This is a genomic window from Vitreoscilla massiliensis (assembly GCF_001457815.1).
Classification (GTDB): domain Bacteria; phylum Pseudomonadota; class Gammaproteobacteria; order Burkholderiales; family Neisseriaceae; genus Vitreoscilla; species Vitreoscilla massiliensis.
In genome coordinates this window covers 63599-80991 of the sequence record NZ_LN898218.1, presented here as the reverse complement: position 1 = coordinate 80991, position 17393 = coordinate 63599, and the positions used below count along the sequence as shown (strand labels likewise).

Genomic DNA, 17393 nt, shown 5'->3' with positions numbered 1-17393 from the left:
ATAAGCCCCTTTATTTGAGTTGGACCGACGCCACCGTATGGGCTCATCTGCAAAACCCGAGATTTCCATGTCTGGCTGGACTTTATACCGCCGCATCTTTCAATACTTACGCAATTATTGGGGCTTGTTTTTCGTCTCCATTGTTTCCATGGCGCTTGCCGCGGCAACCGAGCCTGCGTTTGTGGCTTTGTTAAAGCCGCTGATTGACCAAGGTTTTGTGGCCAAAAATGTGTCGGCCATGCAGTGGATTCCGTTTGCCATCATCGGTTTGTTTGTGTTGCGCGGCGTCACCAGTTACATCAATGAATACGCCACCGCGCAATTGTCGGGGCAATTGGTGCTGAAAATGCGCACCGAATTGTTCAACAAATTGTTGAATTTACCGATGGAGTATTTTGCCGACAACAAGAGTGGGCGCATGATTTCGCGCATCACCAATGACGTCACCCAGATTTCCAATGCTGGTTTTAACATCATTACCGTCACCGTCAAAGACGGCATTACCATTATGGGTTTGCTCGGTTGGCTGTTTTACACCGATTGGCAATTGACGCTGATTACCTTTGTATTGTTGCCGGTGGTGGCGGTGTGTGTGCGCTATGTCAGCAAACGTTTGCGCAGTTTGTCGCGCCGCAATCAGCAATACATGGGCGAGATGACGCAAGTATTGAGCGAGTCTGTGCACGCGGCCAAAGTGGTGAAAATCTATGGCGGTCAAGCACAAGAGCAGCAACGCTTTGGCGAATCCATCCACAATGTGTTGGTCAACAATGTTAAAAAAAGCGTGACCTCATCGCTCAATACTGGCATTACCCAATTGATTATTGCGGTGGCCTTGTCGGCGATTTTGTATTTTGCCGCTGAACGTGCACGTAACAATGCGTTTACTGCTGGTGACTTTATGTCGTATTTGTCGGCAATGTTGATGTTGTTTGCACCGTTCAAACGCATTACCAATATGTCGCAAACCATGCAGCAAGGCTTGGCTTCGGCCGAGAGTGTGTTTGGCTTTTTGGATGAAAAAAGCGAACCTGATACCGGCAGCAAGACCTTGGCGCCGCTCAAACACGCGATTACCTTGGAAGACGTGGTGTTCCGCTATCCGAATGCTGAACGCGATGCGATTAACCATCTGAACCTGACCATAGAGGCGGGCAAAATCGTCGCCTTGGTCGGTGCTTCTGGTTGTGGCAAAACCACGCTGGCGAACATGTTGTCGCGCTTCTTAATCGCCGATACAGGCCGCATTGCTTATGATGGTGTCGACATCAATGACCTGGATTTGAAAAGCCTGCGCAGCCAAATCGCCTTGGTCAGTCAAGATGTGGTGTTGTTCAATGGCACCATCATGGACAATATTGCCTATGGTGAATTGAACCAGCACAGCCGCGAAGAGGTGGAACGCGCTGCCAAAATGGCCAATGCGTGGGCATTTATTGAGAAATTGCCGCAAGGTTTGGACACCTTAATCGGTGAAAATGGCACCAAATTGTCGGGCGGTCAGCGCCAACGCATCGCCATAGCACGGGCCCTGTTGAAAAACGCCCCGATTTTGATTTTAGACGAAGCGACCAGTGCCTTGGACAATGAGTCTGAGCGTTTGGTACAGGCCGCTTTGGAACAACTCATGCAAGCGCGCACCACCATCGTGATCGCCCACCGTTTGTCTACCATCGAACAAGCAGATTTGATTGTGGTCATGGACAACGGGCAAGTGGTGGAGCAAGGTAGCCACACGGAATTACTCCAAAAACAAGGGCGCTATGCGCATTTGCACTCGGCACAACTGATTAAACATACCCCCGAGTGATAGATTGATATTTAAGGAAATAAAACATGGCAGCATTTAACAGCATGAAAGTTTTGTCTGTACACCATTGGACAGAAGCGTATTTTTCATTCACTTGTGAGCGTGATGAGAGTTTGCGTTTTGAAAACGGCCAATTTGTGATGGTCGGTTTGATGGTCGATGGCAAGCCTTTGATGCGTGCTTACAGTGTCGCTTCAGCCAACTGGGAAGAGCATTTAGAATTTTTCAGCATCAAGGTCCAAAACGGCCCATTGACCAGCCGCTTGCAACATTTAAAAGTCGGCGATGAAGTGTTGATCAGTAAAAAACCGACTGGCACGTTGATTGCCAGCGATTTGAATGCGGGCAAAAACCTGTATTTATTGTCAACCGGTACTGGTTTGGCACCATTCTTGAGCGTGACCAAAGACCCAGACATTTACGAGCAATTTGAAAAAGTCATTTTGGTGCACGGTGTGCGCTACAAAAAAGACTTGGCTTATTACGATCATTTCACACAAGAATTGCAACAACACGAGTATTTGGGCGAATTGGTCAAAGAAAAATTGATTTACTATCCGATTGTGTCGCGTGAAGAATTCCCACACCGCGGCCACATGACCGATTTGATGAAATCTGGCCAATTGTTTGAAGACATCGGCTTGCCATTCATGAATCCAGAACACGACCGCGCGATGTTGTGTGGTGGTCCTGGCATGTTGCGCGACGTCAGCGCCATGTTGGACGAATTCGGTTTGCAAGTTTCGCCAAAAACCGGCGTGCGCGGCGACTATGTGATTGAACGCGCGTTTGTAGAAAAATAATTCGTCTTGTCAGAAGACAGTGCCGGTCTGCAGTTTACAGGCCGGCATTTATTTAGGTCAGAGTGTTAAAGGACAGAGCAGATGTTGGATTTGGTGTTGTGGATATTGTTGCCTTTGTGTGTGGGCTTTGCTGTGCGTATCAGCAACAGCAAGCAATTGCACCTGATTAATGAGTCGCTCACCATCATTGTGTACCTCATCTTATTGCTCATTGGCATGGAGCTCGCGCAAGTAGAGAATCTTGGGCGCGAGCTCGGGTTTATCTTGGGCGTGAGCATGCTGTTCTTGGCGGTCAACATCGCCTGCAACATCGGCATGGTGATGTTGCTAGACCTTAAATTTCCGCTGCGCTTAAAGACCCACAAAACCCAAGCCAATTCGGTTAAACACGCCATCTTGGGCAGCTTAAAGCAAATCGGCTGTGTGTTAGCCGGCTTTATCGCGGCCAAATTATTGGCTGGTTGGTGGCTGCCGCCGCACATCAGCATCAGCATCGCCTTGGCCTTGTTGCTGTTCTTAATCGGCGTGCAATTGCGCAGCACCGGCATCAGCGTTAAGCGGGTGTTTTTCAACCGCCGTGGCGTGGTGTTGTCGCTGGCCTTGGTCTTGAGTTCGTGGGTGGCGAGCGTGATTTTGTATTTCGGTTTGAACCTGTTTTTGGACAAACCGGTGTTGCTGAGTCAAACCTTGGCCATCAGTTCGGGCTTTGGTTGGTATTCCTTGTCTGGCATCATCATGACCGACGCTTATGGCGCGGTGTGGGGCAGTGTGGCCTTGGTCAACGACTTGGGGCGCGAGTTTTTTGCCTTGATGTGCATCCCCATGCTGATGCTGCGCTACCCAAGCACTGCCGTGGGCGTGGGCGGTGTCACCAGTTTGGACTTTACCTTGCCAACGATACAGCGCGCCGGCGGCGTGGCCATCGTGCCTTTGGCCATCAGCTTTGGTTTTATTATGAACGTGTTATCGCCCATCTTGATGGCGTTTTTCGCGCATGCAAAATTCTAAAACAAACATTTTAAGCTGAGCCTTGCGCACTATCGAACATTTTGGCACAATTTAGCCTTTAAGTTACTACCCTGAAAAGTGGTTAAAAAAATGACTTTGCGTTCCCCACGCCATGAAAGAATCGTTGCCTTGGTGCGCGACAGCGGCTTTATGCCCATTGAGGAATTGGCCAAGGTGTTGGATGTGACCCCACAGACCATCCGTCGTGACATCAATCAACTGTGTGAAGACAATATTCTGCGCCGCTATCACGGTGGCGCGGCCTTGGGCTCCAGTGTCGTCAATGACGATTACACCGCGCGCAAAGACAAAAATCAGCAGGAAAAATCGCACATCGCCGAGATGATTGCGGCGCACATTCCTGAAAATTCTTCTTTGTTCATGAGCATAGGCACCACCATAGAAGCGGTGGCACAAGCCTTGGTGAACACGCACAAAAACCTGTGCATCATCACCAATAATATTCATGTAGCCTCCATCGTGTCTTCACGCCCCGATTATCAAATCATGATTACCTCAGGCGTGGTGCGTGCCAGTGATGGTGGCATTACCGGTGTGGCGACTTTGGATTTCATTAATCAGTTCAAAGTCGATTACGCCATTTTAAGCGCTGCCAGCGTGGAATCTGACGGCTCGTTGCTTGATTTTGACTACAAAGAAGTGAGCGTGGCGCAAGCGATGATGGAAAATGCACGCCAATCGGTCTTGGCGGTAGACCACACCAAATTCGGCCGCAATGCCTTGGTGCGCATGGGCGACATTTGCGAATTCAACGCCGTCTTCACCGACTTTACCCCCAGCGAAGGCTTACAACGCCGCTTAGAAGAAGCGGGTGTGGAGTGGCATTTGGCTGAACGTGAGCCTGATTAAATCACGCTACAACATCATTAAAAGCGGCCTGTAAACCTGATGTAGGATTTACAGGCCGCTTTTTTTATGGCATTAAGGCAGCAAACGCCATCTGAGCCACCACCGTATTCGCATCTTTTTAGGAGCAAACATGTTGCTAAAACTGGCACCTTACTTGGAACAATTGGCTAATTGGCCCACCAACGGTCGTCACATCATGGCACAAGCCGATGGCAAAACCATGGTGGTTTATCAATCGTACTGTCCAGAAATTGGCAAGCATGCGGTCCGACACCAGCGCTTTGGTGGCGATTTCAGTTTCGAACGCATGACTTGGATTAAGCCGAATTTTTTGTGGATGATGTACCGCAATGGCTGGGGCAGCAAGCTTGGGCAGGAATGCGTATTGGCCATCCACCTGCGCCAACAAGCCTTTGAGGACTATTTGCGCCAAGCGGTGTATTCGTCTTATCACGATGGACTGGGCATGGAGCGAGCCAAATGGCAGGCGCAAGTCAAACAGTCTGAAGTGCGTTTGCAATGGGACCCTGATCACGACCCTTATGGTGAAAAGTTGCCGCGCCGTGCCATACAATTGGGCCTGCGTGGCAGTGTTATTAAGCGTTTTGCCGATGAAGACATTGTGTTGATAGAAGACATCAGTGCTTATGTGCACGAACAGGCCGAACATGTGCACAAGCAGCAATTGCAGCATTTGCTGTTGCCACAAGAAAGCCCATTGCAAATAGAAGATGCGGCTTTAAGAGCCTATTTGCAATTGGATACCTGACAAGCGGCCTGTAAACCTTAAAACAAGGCTTACAGGCCGCATTAATAGCTGAATCATGACATTCTGAATCACATTATTTAAGCATGCGTGTCTTCATCCTCAAACGTGCGCGCGATTTTGTCGATGTTGAGGCTTTTGGCCATGGCATCGAAGATTTTTTTGTAGGCGCCGCCTTGGTGGTACAAATCGTCGTGTTCGCCATGCTCGGCCACCATGCCGTCCTCGAGTACATAGGTGTAATCGGCGTCGATGATTTGCGACAGGCTGTGCGAAATCATGATGACGGTACGGCCTTGCTTGATGGCATCGAGCGACAGTTTGATTTGCTCGGTGGCAATGGCGTCGAGGCTGGCGGTGGGTTCGTCCAAGAAGATGATGGGCGGATTCTTGAGGAACATGCGCGCCAAGGCAATGCGCTGTTGTTGGCCGCCAGAGAGCATGGTGGCATCGCTGGCGTAGCCGCGTTCTAAGGCCATGATTTGCTCGTGTACCGACGCTTGTTTGGCCGCGGCCATTACCTCGTCATCGCTGGCGCTCATTTTGCCATAGCGGATATTGTCGGCAATGCTGCCTTGGAAGATGTGGTTTTTCTGTAAGACCAAACCGATGTGTTCGCGCAAATAAGCGGTATCAATGTCGTTGATGTCGACGCCATCGACGGTAATCGTGCCCGAACTGGCTTGGTAAAACTTGTCGAGCAAGCTGATGAGGGTGGATTTGCCCGCGCCAGACAAGCCAACCAAGGCGGTGATGCGATTGGGCTTAATCACCATATTGATGTCTTTTAAGGCCGCATGGCCATTGGGGTAGTGGAAATTGACGTTGTGCAACACAAACTCGCCACGCAGCGGCGATGGTTGCAAGCGGCCTGTAGGCTCGATTTCGTCGTCTGCTTCAAGGATTTTGAAGAAACTTTCCGAATAAATCAGCGCGTCGTTCATCTCATCGTAAATGCGGTGCAAAGAGCGGATTGGCGCGGTGACATTGTTGAACAGCAACACATGGTACATGATCATGCCTATGGTCATTTGGCCGTGTAACACCAAAAATGCGGTAAGGATGATGATGATGACCACGCCCAATTGTTCTATCAGTGATTTGCCGCTGTCAAAGGCGAAACCGAGCTGGCGCGTGTGCATCTGGTTCAAAGTTAACTGATGTTGCAGTTTTAATTGTTTTTCGGCCTCGATGTGTTCGCGGTTAAACGATTTGATGACAGCGATGGAATTGATGATGCTCAAAATGCCTTGGCTTTTTTGCTCGCGGCTGTCGCGAAAACTGCGGCGCCAACCGCCAAGCTTTTTCGCCTGCAAATAGGTAATCCAAAAATACACCGGCACGGTGAGCAAACCGACCAAGCCCACCCACACATTGGCATAAAACATCAAGCCAAGCGCGATGGCGGCGCTGCTGAACAGCGGCAAAATATCAATGAAAAAGATTTGCACCAAACGCGTGAGCGAGGCGATGCCGCGGTCTATGCGCGTTTGCAGCTTGCCGGCTTGGTTGTTTTCATCCGAGAAAAACGCCAAGCGGTAGCGCAAGAATTTTTCGATGATGGCTTGAGCTAAGTCTTGCGACACCAAGATGCGCAGTTTTTCACCATAATACTTTTGCCCAAAACTGACGACGGTATTGATGATTTCCTTGCCCAGCAACACCACCGAAATGATGAGGAGGATTTTTGCGCCTTCATTAAGGCCGCCGCCGCTTTCGACCACGCGGTTGATGCTGTCTACCGCGTATTGCAGCGTCAGCGCATTCACTTGCGCGGTGACCGAGCCGATTAAGGTCAATAACAGTGTGGCGATGACCAATGCGCGATAGGGCCGCACAAACGGGCGCAATTTTTGAAACAATTGCCAAAGATTCATCTGCATTCCATCTGAACAAAACAAGCATGAAGTGTAACGCAGATATGGCGGTTAGCGCAGTTTTGCACGGTTTGCGCGGGTTGGATGTTTCGCGGCACTGATTTCGTCATCAAACTGTCATGCTAGTGTTGTAATTTTTTCCATATGTTGCGCAGCAATAATATGCGTCTTGAGTTTTTACTTGGCTTGCATTAGTATGCAGACACTATTGCAAAACAAACAACAAAATAAGGGAATAATCATGAGCGATGCGTACGAATCAACGGTGGTGGCGGTGGCCAATCAAGACTTAGACGAAGTAATGTCGGTGAAAGAATGGCTGATTACCTTATTGATATTGTGCATTCCCTTGGTGAACATCATTATGATGTTTGTTTGGGGATTTGGCAGTGCTACCAAGCCAACCAAAGCCAATTTCTGTAAGGCTTATTTGATCATCACAGCGATTTTTGTCGTGTTGTATGTGTTGTTAATCATGGTGATTGGCATCGGCGCTGCTGCCAGTAGCGCTGCCGGCTAAGACGCTTGCTCATTGCAATCAAGCGGCCTGTAAATATTACAGGCCGCTTTTTTATGCACATCAACATGAGGTGGATGACTGTGCATCAGCCATGCTCCTTCATCTTTATGGACTGGTTTCGTCTATCTTCAATTGCAACATCACGCTGCCGCCGGACAATAAATCGGTTTGAATGGCGATTTTGGCCGCTTGCGGGTCTTTTTCCTTGATGGAACGCACCACCAAATAATGGTAATCAATCATGTGGCGGCCGCCTTTGCTGTAGCTTTGGGCGATTAAGGGGCCGATTTTGATCCACAATTGGTGCAAGATGCTGGTCAAGATGGGCATTTGCGCGATGCGGCACAGCTCAAAATGAAAGCTTTGGTTCAATTCTAAACCGGTTTGTGCATCGGCATTGCCCAGTGCCGTCTCATTGTGCGCCAACATGTCTTCCAACTGGCGTATGTCATCAGGCGTGGCCAATAAAGCGGCTTTGGCAGCAATCATGCCTTCCAATTCCAAGCGGATGGAACGGATTTCCAAATACTCGGTTAAGGTGAGGCTGCGCACGCGGATGTCGCGCGGCGATGGCATGATGAGTGCGCCATCTTGTACCAAGCGCAACACCGCATCGCGCACAGGTGTGACGCTGGTGCCCATTTTTTCGGCCAAATCACGTATTTTTAAGCGCTCATTTGGCAACAATAAACCATTCATCAGCGAATTGGCCAAGCGGGCATAGATGATTTCTCCTTTATTATCAGACTCTAATAATTCTTGTAGGTGATCCATTTAGCCATCCTTAATGTGATGTATATCAAATGCTGTGATGCATCATAATGAAACTCTAATATAAAATACCTTATAAAACATAAACTTAAAAATATTCAAATTGATCATATTTAAATAATCATTGCTTATGATGCATCATCGTTACTATACTGAATGTGACAGTTTGATGGCAATCACAATTCATGTTGCAGTTGCATATACTTGAATATATTAATAAAAAATAGGCACAGTCACTTAAGTTTTTAGTTTAAAGTTTTTTGATGCAGGTAAGGCCTGCATTACGCACAAAACGCTATTAAGGAATTAGATGTGAGCATTTTAATGGTTTCACCACCAGTGGTAACGGTAGATGATGCATCAAAAGTGGCCAGCAGTTTGTACGGTTGGCAGGCAGCAGCAGAGGCTTTGACCGGAGAGCGCGATAAAAATTACCTGTTGCGCACCCAAGAAAGCGGCGATGTGGTGTTGAAGTTCATCAATCCCGCCGAAGAAGCGGCCGAAACCGATTTGCAAATACAGGTATTGCTGTGGTTGGAACAACAACAGTGTGCGGTAGAGGTACCGAAAGCCTTGCGCAATCTTGCGGGTGAATTGGTCAGCGATTACAGCGTTGGTGAGCAAAACTATAAAGTGCGTGCGTATACCTATCTGAATGGCGTGTCGGTAGCACAGGCGCAAATGGGCATGGAGTTGCAAGCCTCGTTTGGCGAACGGGCGGCGCAATTGGTGCGCGCCTTGGACGGTTTTGATCATGCGGCTTTGTCGCGGGTGTTGTTGTGGGATGTGATGCATTTGAACCAATTGCGCGCGTGGGCAGAAGAAGTATTGCCGCGCGACGACATGGGGCAATTTGTGTTTGCCTTTTTGGACAAGTTTGAACGTGAGATTTTGCCGCAACTGCAAGCCTTGCCACAGCAAGTGATTCATGGCGACATTTCCAAGAGCAATACTGTGGTGCAACACGCCGCTGCCACTGCGATACACGGCGTGTTGGACTTTGGTGATTTGTGCAAAGCGCCGCGGGTGGTGGAATTGGCCGTGGCCGCCTCGTATGCACTTGATGCTGAGAATGGCGATTTACAGGCCGCATTGGCTCGCATTGTTGCCGCTTACCAAGCAGTGGTGGATTTGAGCGCTGCTGAGCTAGCATTAATTCCCGATTTGATCATCGCCCGTTTGGTGCAACGCATCGTCATTTCTGAATGGCGCGCCAGCCATTTCCCCAATAACCGTGATTATATTTTGCGCAGCAATGCCCAAGCGCGCCAATTATTGGGCCGCTTGATGCGCGTATTTCCCTATCCAGACCAAGTAAAGGACACACAAATGCTGAAGGAGTCGGCCGGCTTAGAGGCCATGTTGGCAAAACGCGAAGTATTGGGACCTGCCTACCGTTTGTTTTATGAAGAGCCTTTGTATCCGGTAAAAGGCGAGGGCGTGTGGTTGACCGACCACCAAGGCCGCCGCTATTTGGATGCGTATAACAATGTGCCGGTGGTAGGACATTGCAATCCCAAGGTGGTGGCGGCGATGACGGCGCAAGCGTCGACGCTGTGCACGCACACCCGCTATTTGCACGATGGCATTTTGACCTATGCCGACCGTCTGTTGGCGCATTTCCCCAGCTATTTGAACCGTTTGATGCTCACGTGTACCGGCAGTGAGGCCAATGATTTGGCCATACGCATTGCCGAAGCGGTGACCGGCGGTACGGGCGTGGTGGTGACCAGCAATGCTTATCACGGTGTCAGCCATTTGTTGGCAAAATTGTCGCCATCGTTGGCACCGATAGCCGACTTTGTGCGCGTGGTGGCACCACCGCGTGCCAGTTTGGATGCGGCCGACAATACCGAAGAAGCGCACCGCTTTGCGGCGGATGTGGCGCGTGCGTTTGAAGATTTACAGGCCGCTGGTTTTAAACCATGTGCCTTATTGATGGACATGATTTTTGCCAGCGATGGCATCTTGCCACCGACAGCAGGTTTGCTCAATGAAGCGGCACAAGCGACGCATGCGGCCGGTGCGGTGGTCATCGCCGATGAAGTACAGTCTGGTTTTGGCCGCACTGGCGACAATTGGTGGGGTTTTGTCGATGCGGCTTTGCAACCGGACATTGTCACCATGGGCAAACCGATGGGCAATGGTTATCCGATTGCAGGCGTGGTAGCCGGTGCCGACATGGTGGCCACATTCGCCGCCAAAGGCCGTTACTTCAATACCTTCGGTGGCAATCCGGTGGCAGTGGCCACAGGCATGGCGGTATTGGATGAGTTGGAACAAAGACAATTGCCAGCCAAAGCTGGGGTATTGGGACAAGGTTTACAGGCCGCATTTGCCCAAGCCGTAGCGGGTTTGGGCGTGGTTGAGGTGCGCGGTAAAGGCTTGTATTGGGGCATAGAAATCGCTGCCGACGGTGCGGAAACCGCCACGGCACGTGCCACGCGCATCACCAATCACATGCGCCAAAACGGCGTCTTGCTCAGCAATTCTGGCCCGGATGCCAAAGTATTGAAAATCCGCCCACCATTGGTGTTTGAACAAGAGCATGCCGATATGTTGGTTGCCGCGTTGAAACAAGCATTGCAAGCTTAGAAAGGGGAACACGCGCACACACAATCACATCGAGTTTTGAGTAGTTACGTCTGTTTCATGTTTGTGGCTGTGGCCACGGGTTGGCACCCAAACAACACAAGGGAGTGTTGGGCTGACCGTGTTGCACACAGCTTGCGGTAATGATGTACCGAGAAGCCTTGGCGGGTAGAGTCCACACATTCTGCTGGGCCATGGTTCTCAAATAAGAATGCATTAAGCATATACTCAACTTATGGAAGGTAATCAAAATGAACATAACTCGTCTTGCTCTGTTAATGGGAACCTTGGCAATTGCTGCGTGCGGCGGTGGCGGTTCCAATACTGCTCCAACCAACGGTACGCCAGCAGCTTCCAATGCGCCGGCTTCAGCCGCACCCACCACCAGCTCATCTGGTTCACGTGATTTGACCATTGCTTCTTGGGGCGGTAACTACCAAGATGCACAACGCAAAATCTATTTCAAACCGTTCTCAGAAAAATTGGGTAAACCGGTATTGGATGAAAACTACGATGGCGGCTATGGCGTGATTCAAGCCAAAGTCCAAGGCGGCAGTCCAAACTGGGACGTGGTGCAAATTGAATCAGAAGATTTGGCGCGTGCTTGTACCGACGGCTTGTTGGAAAAACTCGATTGGAACAAATTGGGTGGCAAAGACAAATTCATTGATGGCGCTGCTACCGATTGTGGTGTGGGCGCGATTGTGTGGTCTACTGCCATCGCTTACGACGGCGACAAACTCAAAGAAGCGCCTAAATCTTGGGCAGATTTCTGGGACACCAAAAAATTCCCTGGCAAACGCTCATTGCGCAAATCAGCCAAATACTCATTGGAATTCGCCTTGCTCGCTGATGGCGTGAAGAAAGAAGAATTGTACAAAGTCTTGGGCACGCCTGAAGGTGTGGACCGCGCCTTCAAGAAATTGGATGAGTTGAAACCGAACATCGTGTGGTGGGAAGCCGGCGCGCAACCATTGCAATTCTTGGCGTCTGGTGAAGTGGTGATGGCCTCTGCTTACAATGGCCGCATCGCAGGCTTGAACCGCACTGAAGGCAAAAACTTCAAAGTGGTATGGCCACAAAGCATTTACGCCATCGACAGCTGGGCCATCTTAAAAGGCGCGGCCAACAAAGATTCTGGCATGGACTTCATCGCTTTTGCCAGCTTGCCTGAAAACCAAGCCAAATTGCCTGAGTTCGTGGCCTATGGTTTGCCTAACAAAGAAGCGGCGACCAAAGTACCAGAGAAATTTGCCGCAGAATTGCCTACCACTGCTGCCAACATGACCGATGCCATTCCTTTGGATGTGGATTTCTGGATAGACCACTCAGAAGAGTTGACCGAACGCTTTAACGCTTGGTTGGCCAAGTAAGTAAGAAGTGTTCCACCTGCGCCAGTGGGTGGAACATTTTTGCAGCAATGCCATAAGAAGAAGGGGAATCACATTGGAAAATAACGCTCACATTCGTTTCGATAACATCAGCAAGTTTTACGGTGACGTCAAAATCATCGAAGACTTGGATCTCAACATCAAAAAAGGCGAATTCATCAGCTTATTGGGCCCATCTGGCTCAGGCAAGACCACATTATTGATGATGTTGGCAGGTTTTGAATCGGCGACCAAGGGCACGGTATGGCTTAACGATAAAGCCTTGAACGACATTCCTTCCTACAAACGCAATATCGGTGTGGTGTTTCAAAACTATGCATTGTTCCCACACATGACGGTCGCACAAAACATCGCTTTCCCACTGCAAATGCGCGGTGTCAGTAAGGCCGAAATCAATGAAAAAGTCGAAAAAGTCTTGGGCATGGTGCAATTGGCGGCGATGAAAGAGCGCAAGCCAGCGCAATTGTCCGGTGGTCAACAACAGCGTGTGGCTTTGGCGCGCGCCTTGGTGTTTGAACCGGAAGTCATCTTGATGGACGAACCTTTGGGCGCTTTGGACAAGCAATTGCGCGAACAAATGCAATTGGACATCCGTGCCTTGCACCAACGCTTGGGTGTGACCATCGTGTTCGTGACCCACGACCAAGAAGAAGCCTTGACCATGTCCGACCGCATTGCCGTGTTTAACAAAGGCAATATCGAACAAATCGCCAGTCCGCGCGAAATTTACGACCGCCCACAAACCAAGTTCGTGGCCGAGTTTATTGGCGCGACCAATTTAATTGAAGGCAAAATTACCGCTTTACAGGCCGATAAAGCCCAAGTATTGCTGGCCAACAAACAAAGCATTTGGGTACAGGCCGCCAAAGACGTGTCGGTAAACGAAGACGTGTATGTGTCGGTACGGCCTGAAAAATTGCACCTAACTCAACAAAGCGGCGCTTACGACAACCACTTTCCAACCACGATTAAAGACATTGTGTATTTGGGCAACCACTTGCGCGTGCAATTGGACGAAAACGCCCACCATTTCATCGTCAACCAAGACCGCAAAGCGGTGGAATGGACTAAGGGGGCCGCTGTGGTGGCTGGGTTCAATGCTGCAGACTGTTGGATGATTAAGCGATGAAACTACTCAATAGCAAAAAGACCCGTGCTTATATGTTGCTGACGCCGCTGGTGTTGTTTGTGGTGGTGTTCTTCTTATGGCCCTTGTTGGTGATGATGAAGCAATCTATTTCAGATGATGCCGTCTCCAGCGTGTTAAAAGAAACCGCCAGCGTCATTCATGAGTGGGACGAAAAATCACCGCCAACCGCAGCGATGCAACAGGCGTTTATCAAAGACATTCAAACCGAACAAGATCCGCAAGCCATCGGCAATATGATCCGCAAACTCAACAGTGAGCAAGCGGGTTTTCGTACCTTGTTGACCAAAACCTCAAGCAAAATCAACGGCACTCCTACGGTGACCGATTTGGTCAGCATAGACTCACGTTGGTCAGACCCCAAGTATTGGCAAGCGATTAACAAATTGCTGTCGCCAGTGACCGACCGTTATTTGCTCGCCGCCGTGGACATGAACCGTGATTTGAAAGGTGACATTCAAAAAATGCCAGCTTCGCAATCGGCGAATTTGGACATCATGCTGCGCACGTTTTGGATTGCGGCTTTGGTGACGCTCATCTGTGTGCTTATCGGCTATCCATACGCGATTTTGCTGGCTTCGAGCGAAGGTTGGGTGAAAAACGTGTTGTTCATGGCGGTGTTATTGCCGTTGTGGACGTCGCTGTTGGTGCGTACCGCCGCTTGGTTTATTTTGCTGCAAGACCAAGGCTTGATTAACGATGCCTTGAAAGCGATAGGTTTGATTGACCAGCCGCTACATTTGATTTTCAACCGCGTCGGCGTGGTGATTTCGATGACGCATGTGTTGTTGCCGTTTATGGTATTGCCTATCTACAGCGTGTTGAAAACCATTCCGGGCAATTTGATGCCGGCGGCTTCATCGCTGGGCGCAGCGCCATGGAAAGCCTTCTTGCGCGTGTTATTGCCTTTGAGCTTCCGCGGCATCTTGTCGGGCATGTTGTTGGTGTTCATGACGTCAATTGGTTACTACATCACGCCGGCTTTGATTGGCGGCGCGGGCGACCAAATGATCAGTTCCATCATCGCTTACTATGCGACAGGTGCAGCAAACTGGGGCATGGCCGGTGCATTGGGTGTGATTTTGCTGGTGGTGTGCTTGGTGTTGTTCACGGTTTACGAACGCATCACCACCGATAACACAAGGAGCGCATGATGTTGGGTAAATTTTCCAAAATCCTGTTTGGCTGTGCGGCCGTGGCATTTTTGTTGGCACCATTGTTCGCCATCTTGCCACTGGGCTTTACTTCGGGCGGCTTCTTGACTTACCCGACGCCGGGTTGGTCTATGCGCTGGTTTCATGAATTGTTCGCCGCTGATTCGTGGCGCCGTTCCATCGTCAACAGCTTGATTATCGGCGGTGCGACCACGGCCTTGGCGACGGTATTGGGTACGATGGCGGCTTTGGGCTTGCGCAATAAAGGCATCTTCTTGGCTGGCCCCATCCGCATCTTGTTTGTGCTGCCTATGGTGGTGCCTGCGGTGGTATTAGGTGTGGGCATGCAATTGTTGTTCACGCGTTTGGGCATCGCCAATACCTATTTCGGTGTGGTGGTGGCGCACACGGTGATTGCCATTCCGTTGGTACTCATCAGTGTCAGCGGCGCTTTGGCCGGCATAGACAGACGGGTAGAGCTGGCGGCAGAAAGCTTGGGCGCGGGTCCGGCGACGGTATTGCGCAAAGTCACTTTGCCTTTGGCAGGCCCCGGTATCATTTCAGGTGCGGTGTTGGCGTTTGCCACTTCGCTCGATGAAGTGGTGTTGACCATGTTTGTGGCCGGTCCCAACCAACGCACTTTGGCGCGACAAATGTTCTCGACCATCCGTGAAAACATCAGTCCCACCATCGCCTCAGCCGCGTTCATCTTCATCATCGCCACCATCTTGTTTGGCTTGGCAACGGTGTTGGTGAAAAAGAAAGTCAACGCACTGAAACCTTAAACATGCGGCCTGTAAAGTGGTGTGATGCTGCTTTACAGGCCGGGAGTGTGAGTATGGAAACGAAATACATGTTGTTAACCGGCGCCAGCCGTGGCATAGGACATGCCACGGTCAAGGTGTTTCAAGAGCAAGGCTGGGAAATTCTCACCGTGTCGCGGCAGCCGTTTTCTGAGCGCTGCATGTGGCCATCGGGTCGGGAAAACCACATACAGGCCGATTTGGCCGACACAAGCAACATTGATGCGCTCGCCGACATTGTGCGCAGCAAACTCAAAGGCGGCAAATTGGCGGCGATGGTCAACAATGCCGGCATTTCTCCCAAAGGCCCGAATGGCGAGCGTTTGGGCGTGCGCGACACCGATGCGGCGACATGGATGCACGTGATGAATGTGAATCTGATTTCGACCGCTTTGTTGGTACGCGCACTGACGCCGGAATTAATCGCAGCCCAAGCGTCGATTGTGAATGTGACTTCCATCGTTGGCTCGCGCGTACACCCGTTTGCCGGCGTGGCCTATGCGGCTTCAAAAGCAGGACTGGCGGCCTTAACGCGCGAATTGGCGCACGAATATGGCTCGCTTGGCGTGCGCGTGAACGCGATTGCACCAGGGGAAATCAGCACCGATATTTTGTCACCGGGCACCGAGAAAATCGTCAACGATTTGGTGCCGATGAAACGCTTGGGCACCACTTTGGAAGTGGCACGTACCATCCGCTTTTTGTGCTCAGACGAATCGTCTTACATCAATGGTGCCGAAATCCACATCAATGGCGGCCAACACGTTTAGCCACCCACAACACACATTAAGGGAAAAACCATGTTAGAAGAAGTGGTGTTAAAAGATTTGGTAAGCCACAGCGAATGGCAAGCCCGTTGCGAACTGGCGGCTTTGTACCGCTTGATTGCACACTTTCGCATGACTGATTTGATTGATACCCACATCAGTGTGCGCGTGCCGAATGAGCCGAATCATTTTTTGATTAACCGCTACGGCGTGTTGTTCGACCACATGAAGGCATCGGACTTGGTCAAAATCGACCACGATGGCAACATCGTTGGCGAATACGACCAAGGCAAAAACGTCAACCGCGCAGGCTTTGTCATCCATTCGGCCATACACCACGCCCGTCCTGAAATCAATTGCGTCATCCACACCCACACTGCCGATGGCATGGCGGTGTCGACGCAGAAAAACGGCTTATTGCCACTGACGCAACACGCGCTCAAATTCTATGGCTGTCTGTCTTACCATGCCTATGAAGGCGTGGCCTTGTCGTTGGAAGAGCGCGAGCGCTTGGTCGCCGATTTGGGTCAAAACCATGCCATGGTCTTGTACAACCACGGCTTGTTGTCGGCCGGCGAAAGCGTGGGTGCGGCCTTCCACACCTTGTATTTCTTAGAACGCGCGTGCCAAGCGCAAATCAAAGCGCAATCGGCTGGGGCAGAATTGATTTACCCAAGCGAGGCCGTGTGTGCCCACACGGCGCAGCAATTTGCCGATGAAGACACGCCTGAATATGTGCAAATGGTGTGGGAGGCGGCGTTGACTTTGATTGCCAGCCAAGCCGAAGACTATTGTTCTTGAGTTGGGCGCGGAAGTTGATGCACATCAAACACGGTTGATTTCATGGCGTTTTAGATTGCATTAGAGGGCAGAGAACCGTTAGATTTAGAATACATTACTAAATACAAACGGGAGCGATGGCATGGCTTTAATGGACAGTGCAGAAGCCTTGTATTTGGCAGCCACTTTTTTAGGCAGCAGCAATGTGGGTGAAACCACACCGAACAAAATCAAATCCTTGTTCGATACCGCGGAAATGATACAACAAGAGTATGAGCGGCGCTTTATTCATGAGGCCAAATACCGCCGCACCGATTTTTATGGTTAATTTGGT

At 50.3% G+C, this 17393-nt stretch carries 16 protein-coding genes; 14 read left to right on the top strand and 2 right to left on the bottom strand.

The window, feature by feature from the left end; translation table 11 throughout:
- Positions 1–37 precede the first annotated feature (37 nt).
- The 5 genes from msbA to BN3003_RS04425 all read left to right on the top strand — a co-directional run bounded on the left by msbA (position 38) and on the right by BN3003_RS04425 (position 5260).
- Positions 38–1810, top strand: a complete 1773-nt coding sequence (gene msbA / locus BN3003_RS04445; protein ID WP_058305536.1) for a lipid A export permease/ATP-binding protein MsbA — start codon at positions 38–40, stop codon at positions 1808–1810.
- 26 nt (positions 1811–1836) lie between these two features.
- Complete coding sequence (locus tag BN3003_RS04440; protein WP_058305535.1) at positions 1837–2613, top strand: ferredoxin--NADP reductase; 777 nt, start codon at positions 1837–1839, stop codon at positions 2611–2613.
- 81 nt (positions 2614–2694) lie between these two features.
- Entirely contained in the window at positions 2695–3621 is a 927-nt protein-coding gene (locus tag BN3003_RS04435) for a LysO family transporter (protein WP_058305534.1), read from the top strand.
- Between the two features lie 90 nt (positions 3622–3711).
- Entirely contained in the window at positions 3712–4491 is a 780-nt protein-coding gene (locus BN3003_RS04430; RefSeq protein WP_058305533.1) for a DeoR/GlpR family DNA-binding transcription regulator, read from the top strand.
- Positions 4492–4621: 130 nt separating this feature from the next.
- Positions 4622–5260: a DUF4291 domain-containing protein gene (locus BN3003_RS04425; protein ID WP_058305532.1), complete on the top strand. Its 639-nt coding sequence runs from the start codon at positions 4622–4624 to the stop codon at positions 5258–5260.
- A gap of 77 nt (positions 5261–5337) precedes the next feature.
- On the opposite strand, the gene BN3003_RS04420 is transcribed toward BN3003_RS04425, so the two are convergent.
- Positions 5338–7134, bottom strand: a complete 1797-nt coding sequence (locus BN3003_RS04420; RefSeq protein WP_058305531.1) for an ABC transporter ATP-binding protein — start codon at positions 7132–7134, stop codon at positions 5338–5340.
- A 241-nt stretch (positions 7135–7375) separates the two neighbouring features.
- On the opposite strand from BN3003_RS04420, the gene BN3003_RS04415 reads away from it, so the two are divergent.
- Positions 7376–7654: a hypothetical protein gene (locus BN3003_RS04415; protein WP_058305530.1), complete on the top strand. Its 279-nt coding sequence runs from the start codon at positions 7376–7378 to the stop codon at positions 7652–7654.
- A gap of 105 nt (positions 7655–7759) precedes the next feature.
- Here BN3003_RS04415 and BN3003_RS04410 read toward each other — a convergent pair whose 3' ends face one another.
- On the bottom strand, positions 7760–8428 hold the full coding sequence (locus BN3003_RS04410) for a GntR family transcriptional regulator (RefSeq protein WP_058305529.1): 669 nt from the start codon (positions 8426–8428) through the stop codon (positions 7760–7762).
- A 309-nt stretch (positions 8429–8737) separates the two neighbouring features.
- On the opposite strand from BN3003_RS04410, the gene BN3003_RS18340 reads away from it, so the two are divergent.
- From BN3003_RS18340 to BN3003_RS18765, 8 genes are all read left to right on the top strand, one after another.
- Positions 8738–11020 (top strand): aminotransferase class III-fold pyridoxal phosphate-dependent enzyme, encoded by a 2283-nt coding sequence (locus tag BN3003_RS18340; RefSeq protein WP_082625542.1) that lies wholly within the window; start codon positions 8738–8740, stop codon positions 11018–11020.
- A gap of 248 nt (positions 11021–11268) precedes the next feature.
- Entirely contained in the window at positions 11269–12390 is a 1122-nt protein-coding gene (locus tag BN3003_RS04400; RefSeq protein ID WP_199822547.1) for an ABC transporter substrate-binding protein, read from the top strand.
- Between the two features lie 73 nt (positions 12391–12463).
- Complete coding sequence (locus BN3003_RS04395; protein ID WP_082625541.1) at positions 12464–13537, top strand: ABC transporter ATP-binding protein; 1074 nt, start codon at positions 12464–12466, stop codon at positions 13535–13537.
- On the top strand, positions 13534–14709 hold the full coding sequence (locus BN3003_RS04390; protein WP_058305527.1) for an ABC transporter permease: 1176 nt from the start codon (positions 13534–13536) through the stop codon (positions 14707–14709). The genes BN3003_RS04395 and BN3003_RS04390 overlap by 4 nt, the downstream gene beginning before the upstream one ends.
- Positions 14706–15494 (top strand): ABC transporter permease, encoded by a 789-nt coding sequence (locus tag BN3003_RS04385; protein WP_058305526.1) that lies wholly within the window; start codon positions 14706–14708, stop codon positions 15492–15494. Before BN3003_RS04390 ends, BN3003_RS04385 begins: the two co-directional genes overlap by 4 nt.
- A 53-nt stretch (positions 15495–15547) precedes the next feature.
- Positions 15548–16282 carry an SDR family NAD(P)-dependent oxidoreductase gene (locus BN3003_RS04380; protein ID WP_058305525.1) on the top strand — a complete coding sequence of 245 codons (735 nt, stop codon included), beginning with the start codon at positions 15548–15550 and terminating at the stop codon, positions 16280–16282.
- Positions 16283–16312: 30 nt separating this feature from the next.
- On the top strand, positions 16313–17080 hold the full coding sequence (locus BN3003_RS04375) for a class II aldolase/adducin family protein (RefSeq protein WP_058305524.1): 768 nt from the start codon (positions 16313–16315) through the stop codon (positions 17078–17080).
- 121 nt (positions 17081–17201) lie between these two features.
- The gene (locus BN3003_RS18765) at positions 17202–17387 is read left to right on the top strand and encodes a hypothetical protein (RefSeq protein ID WP_147645333.1); all 186 of its coding nucleotides are present in this window, start codon (positions 17202–17204) and stop codon (positions 17385–17387) included.
- The last annotated feature ends 6 nt before the right edge of the window (positions 17388–17393 follow it).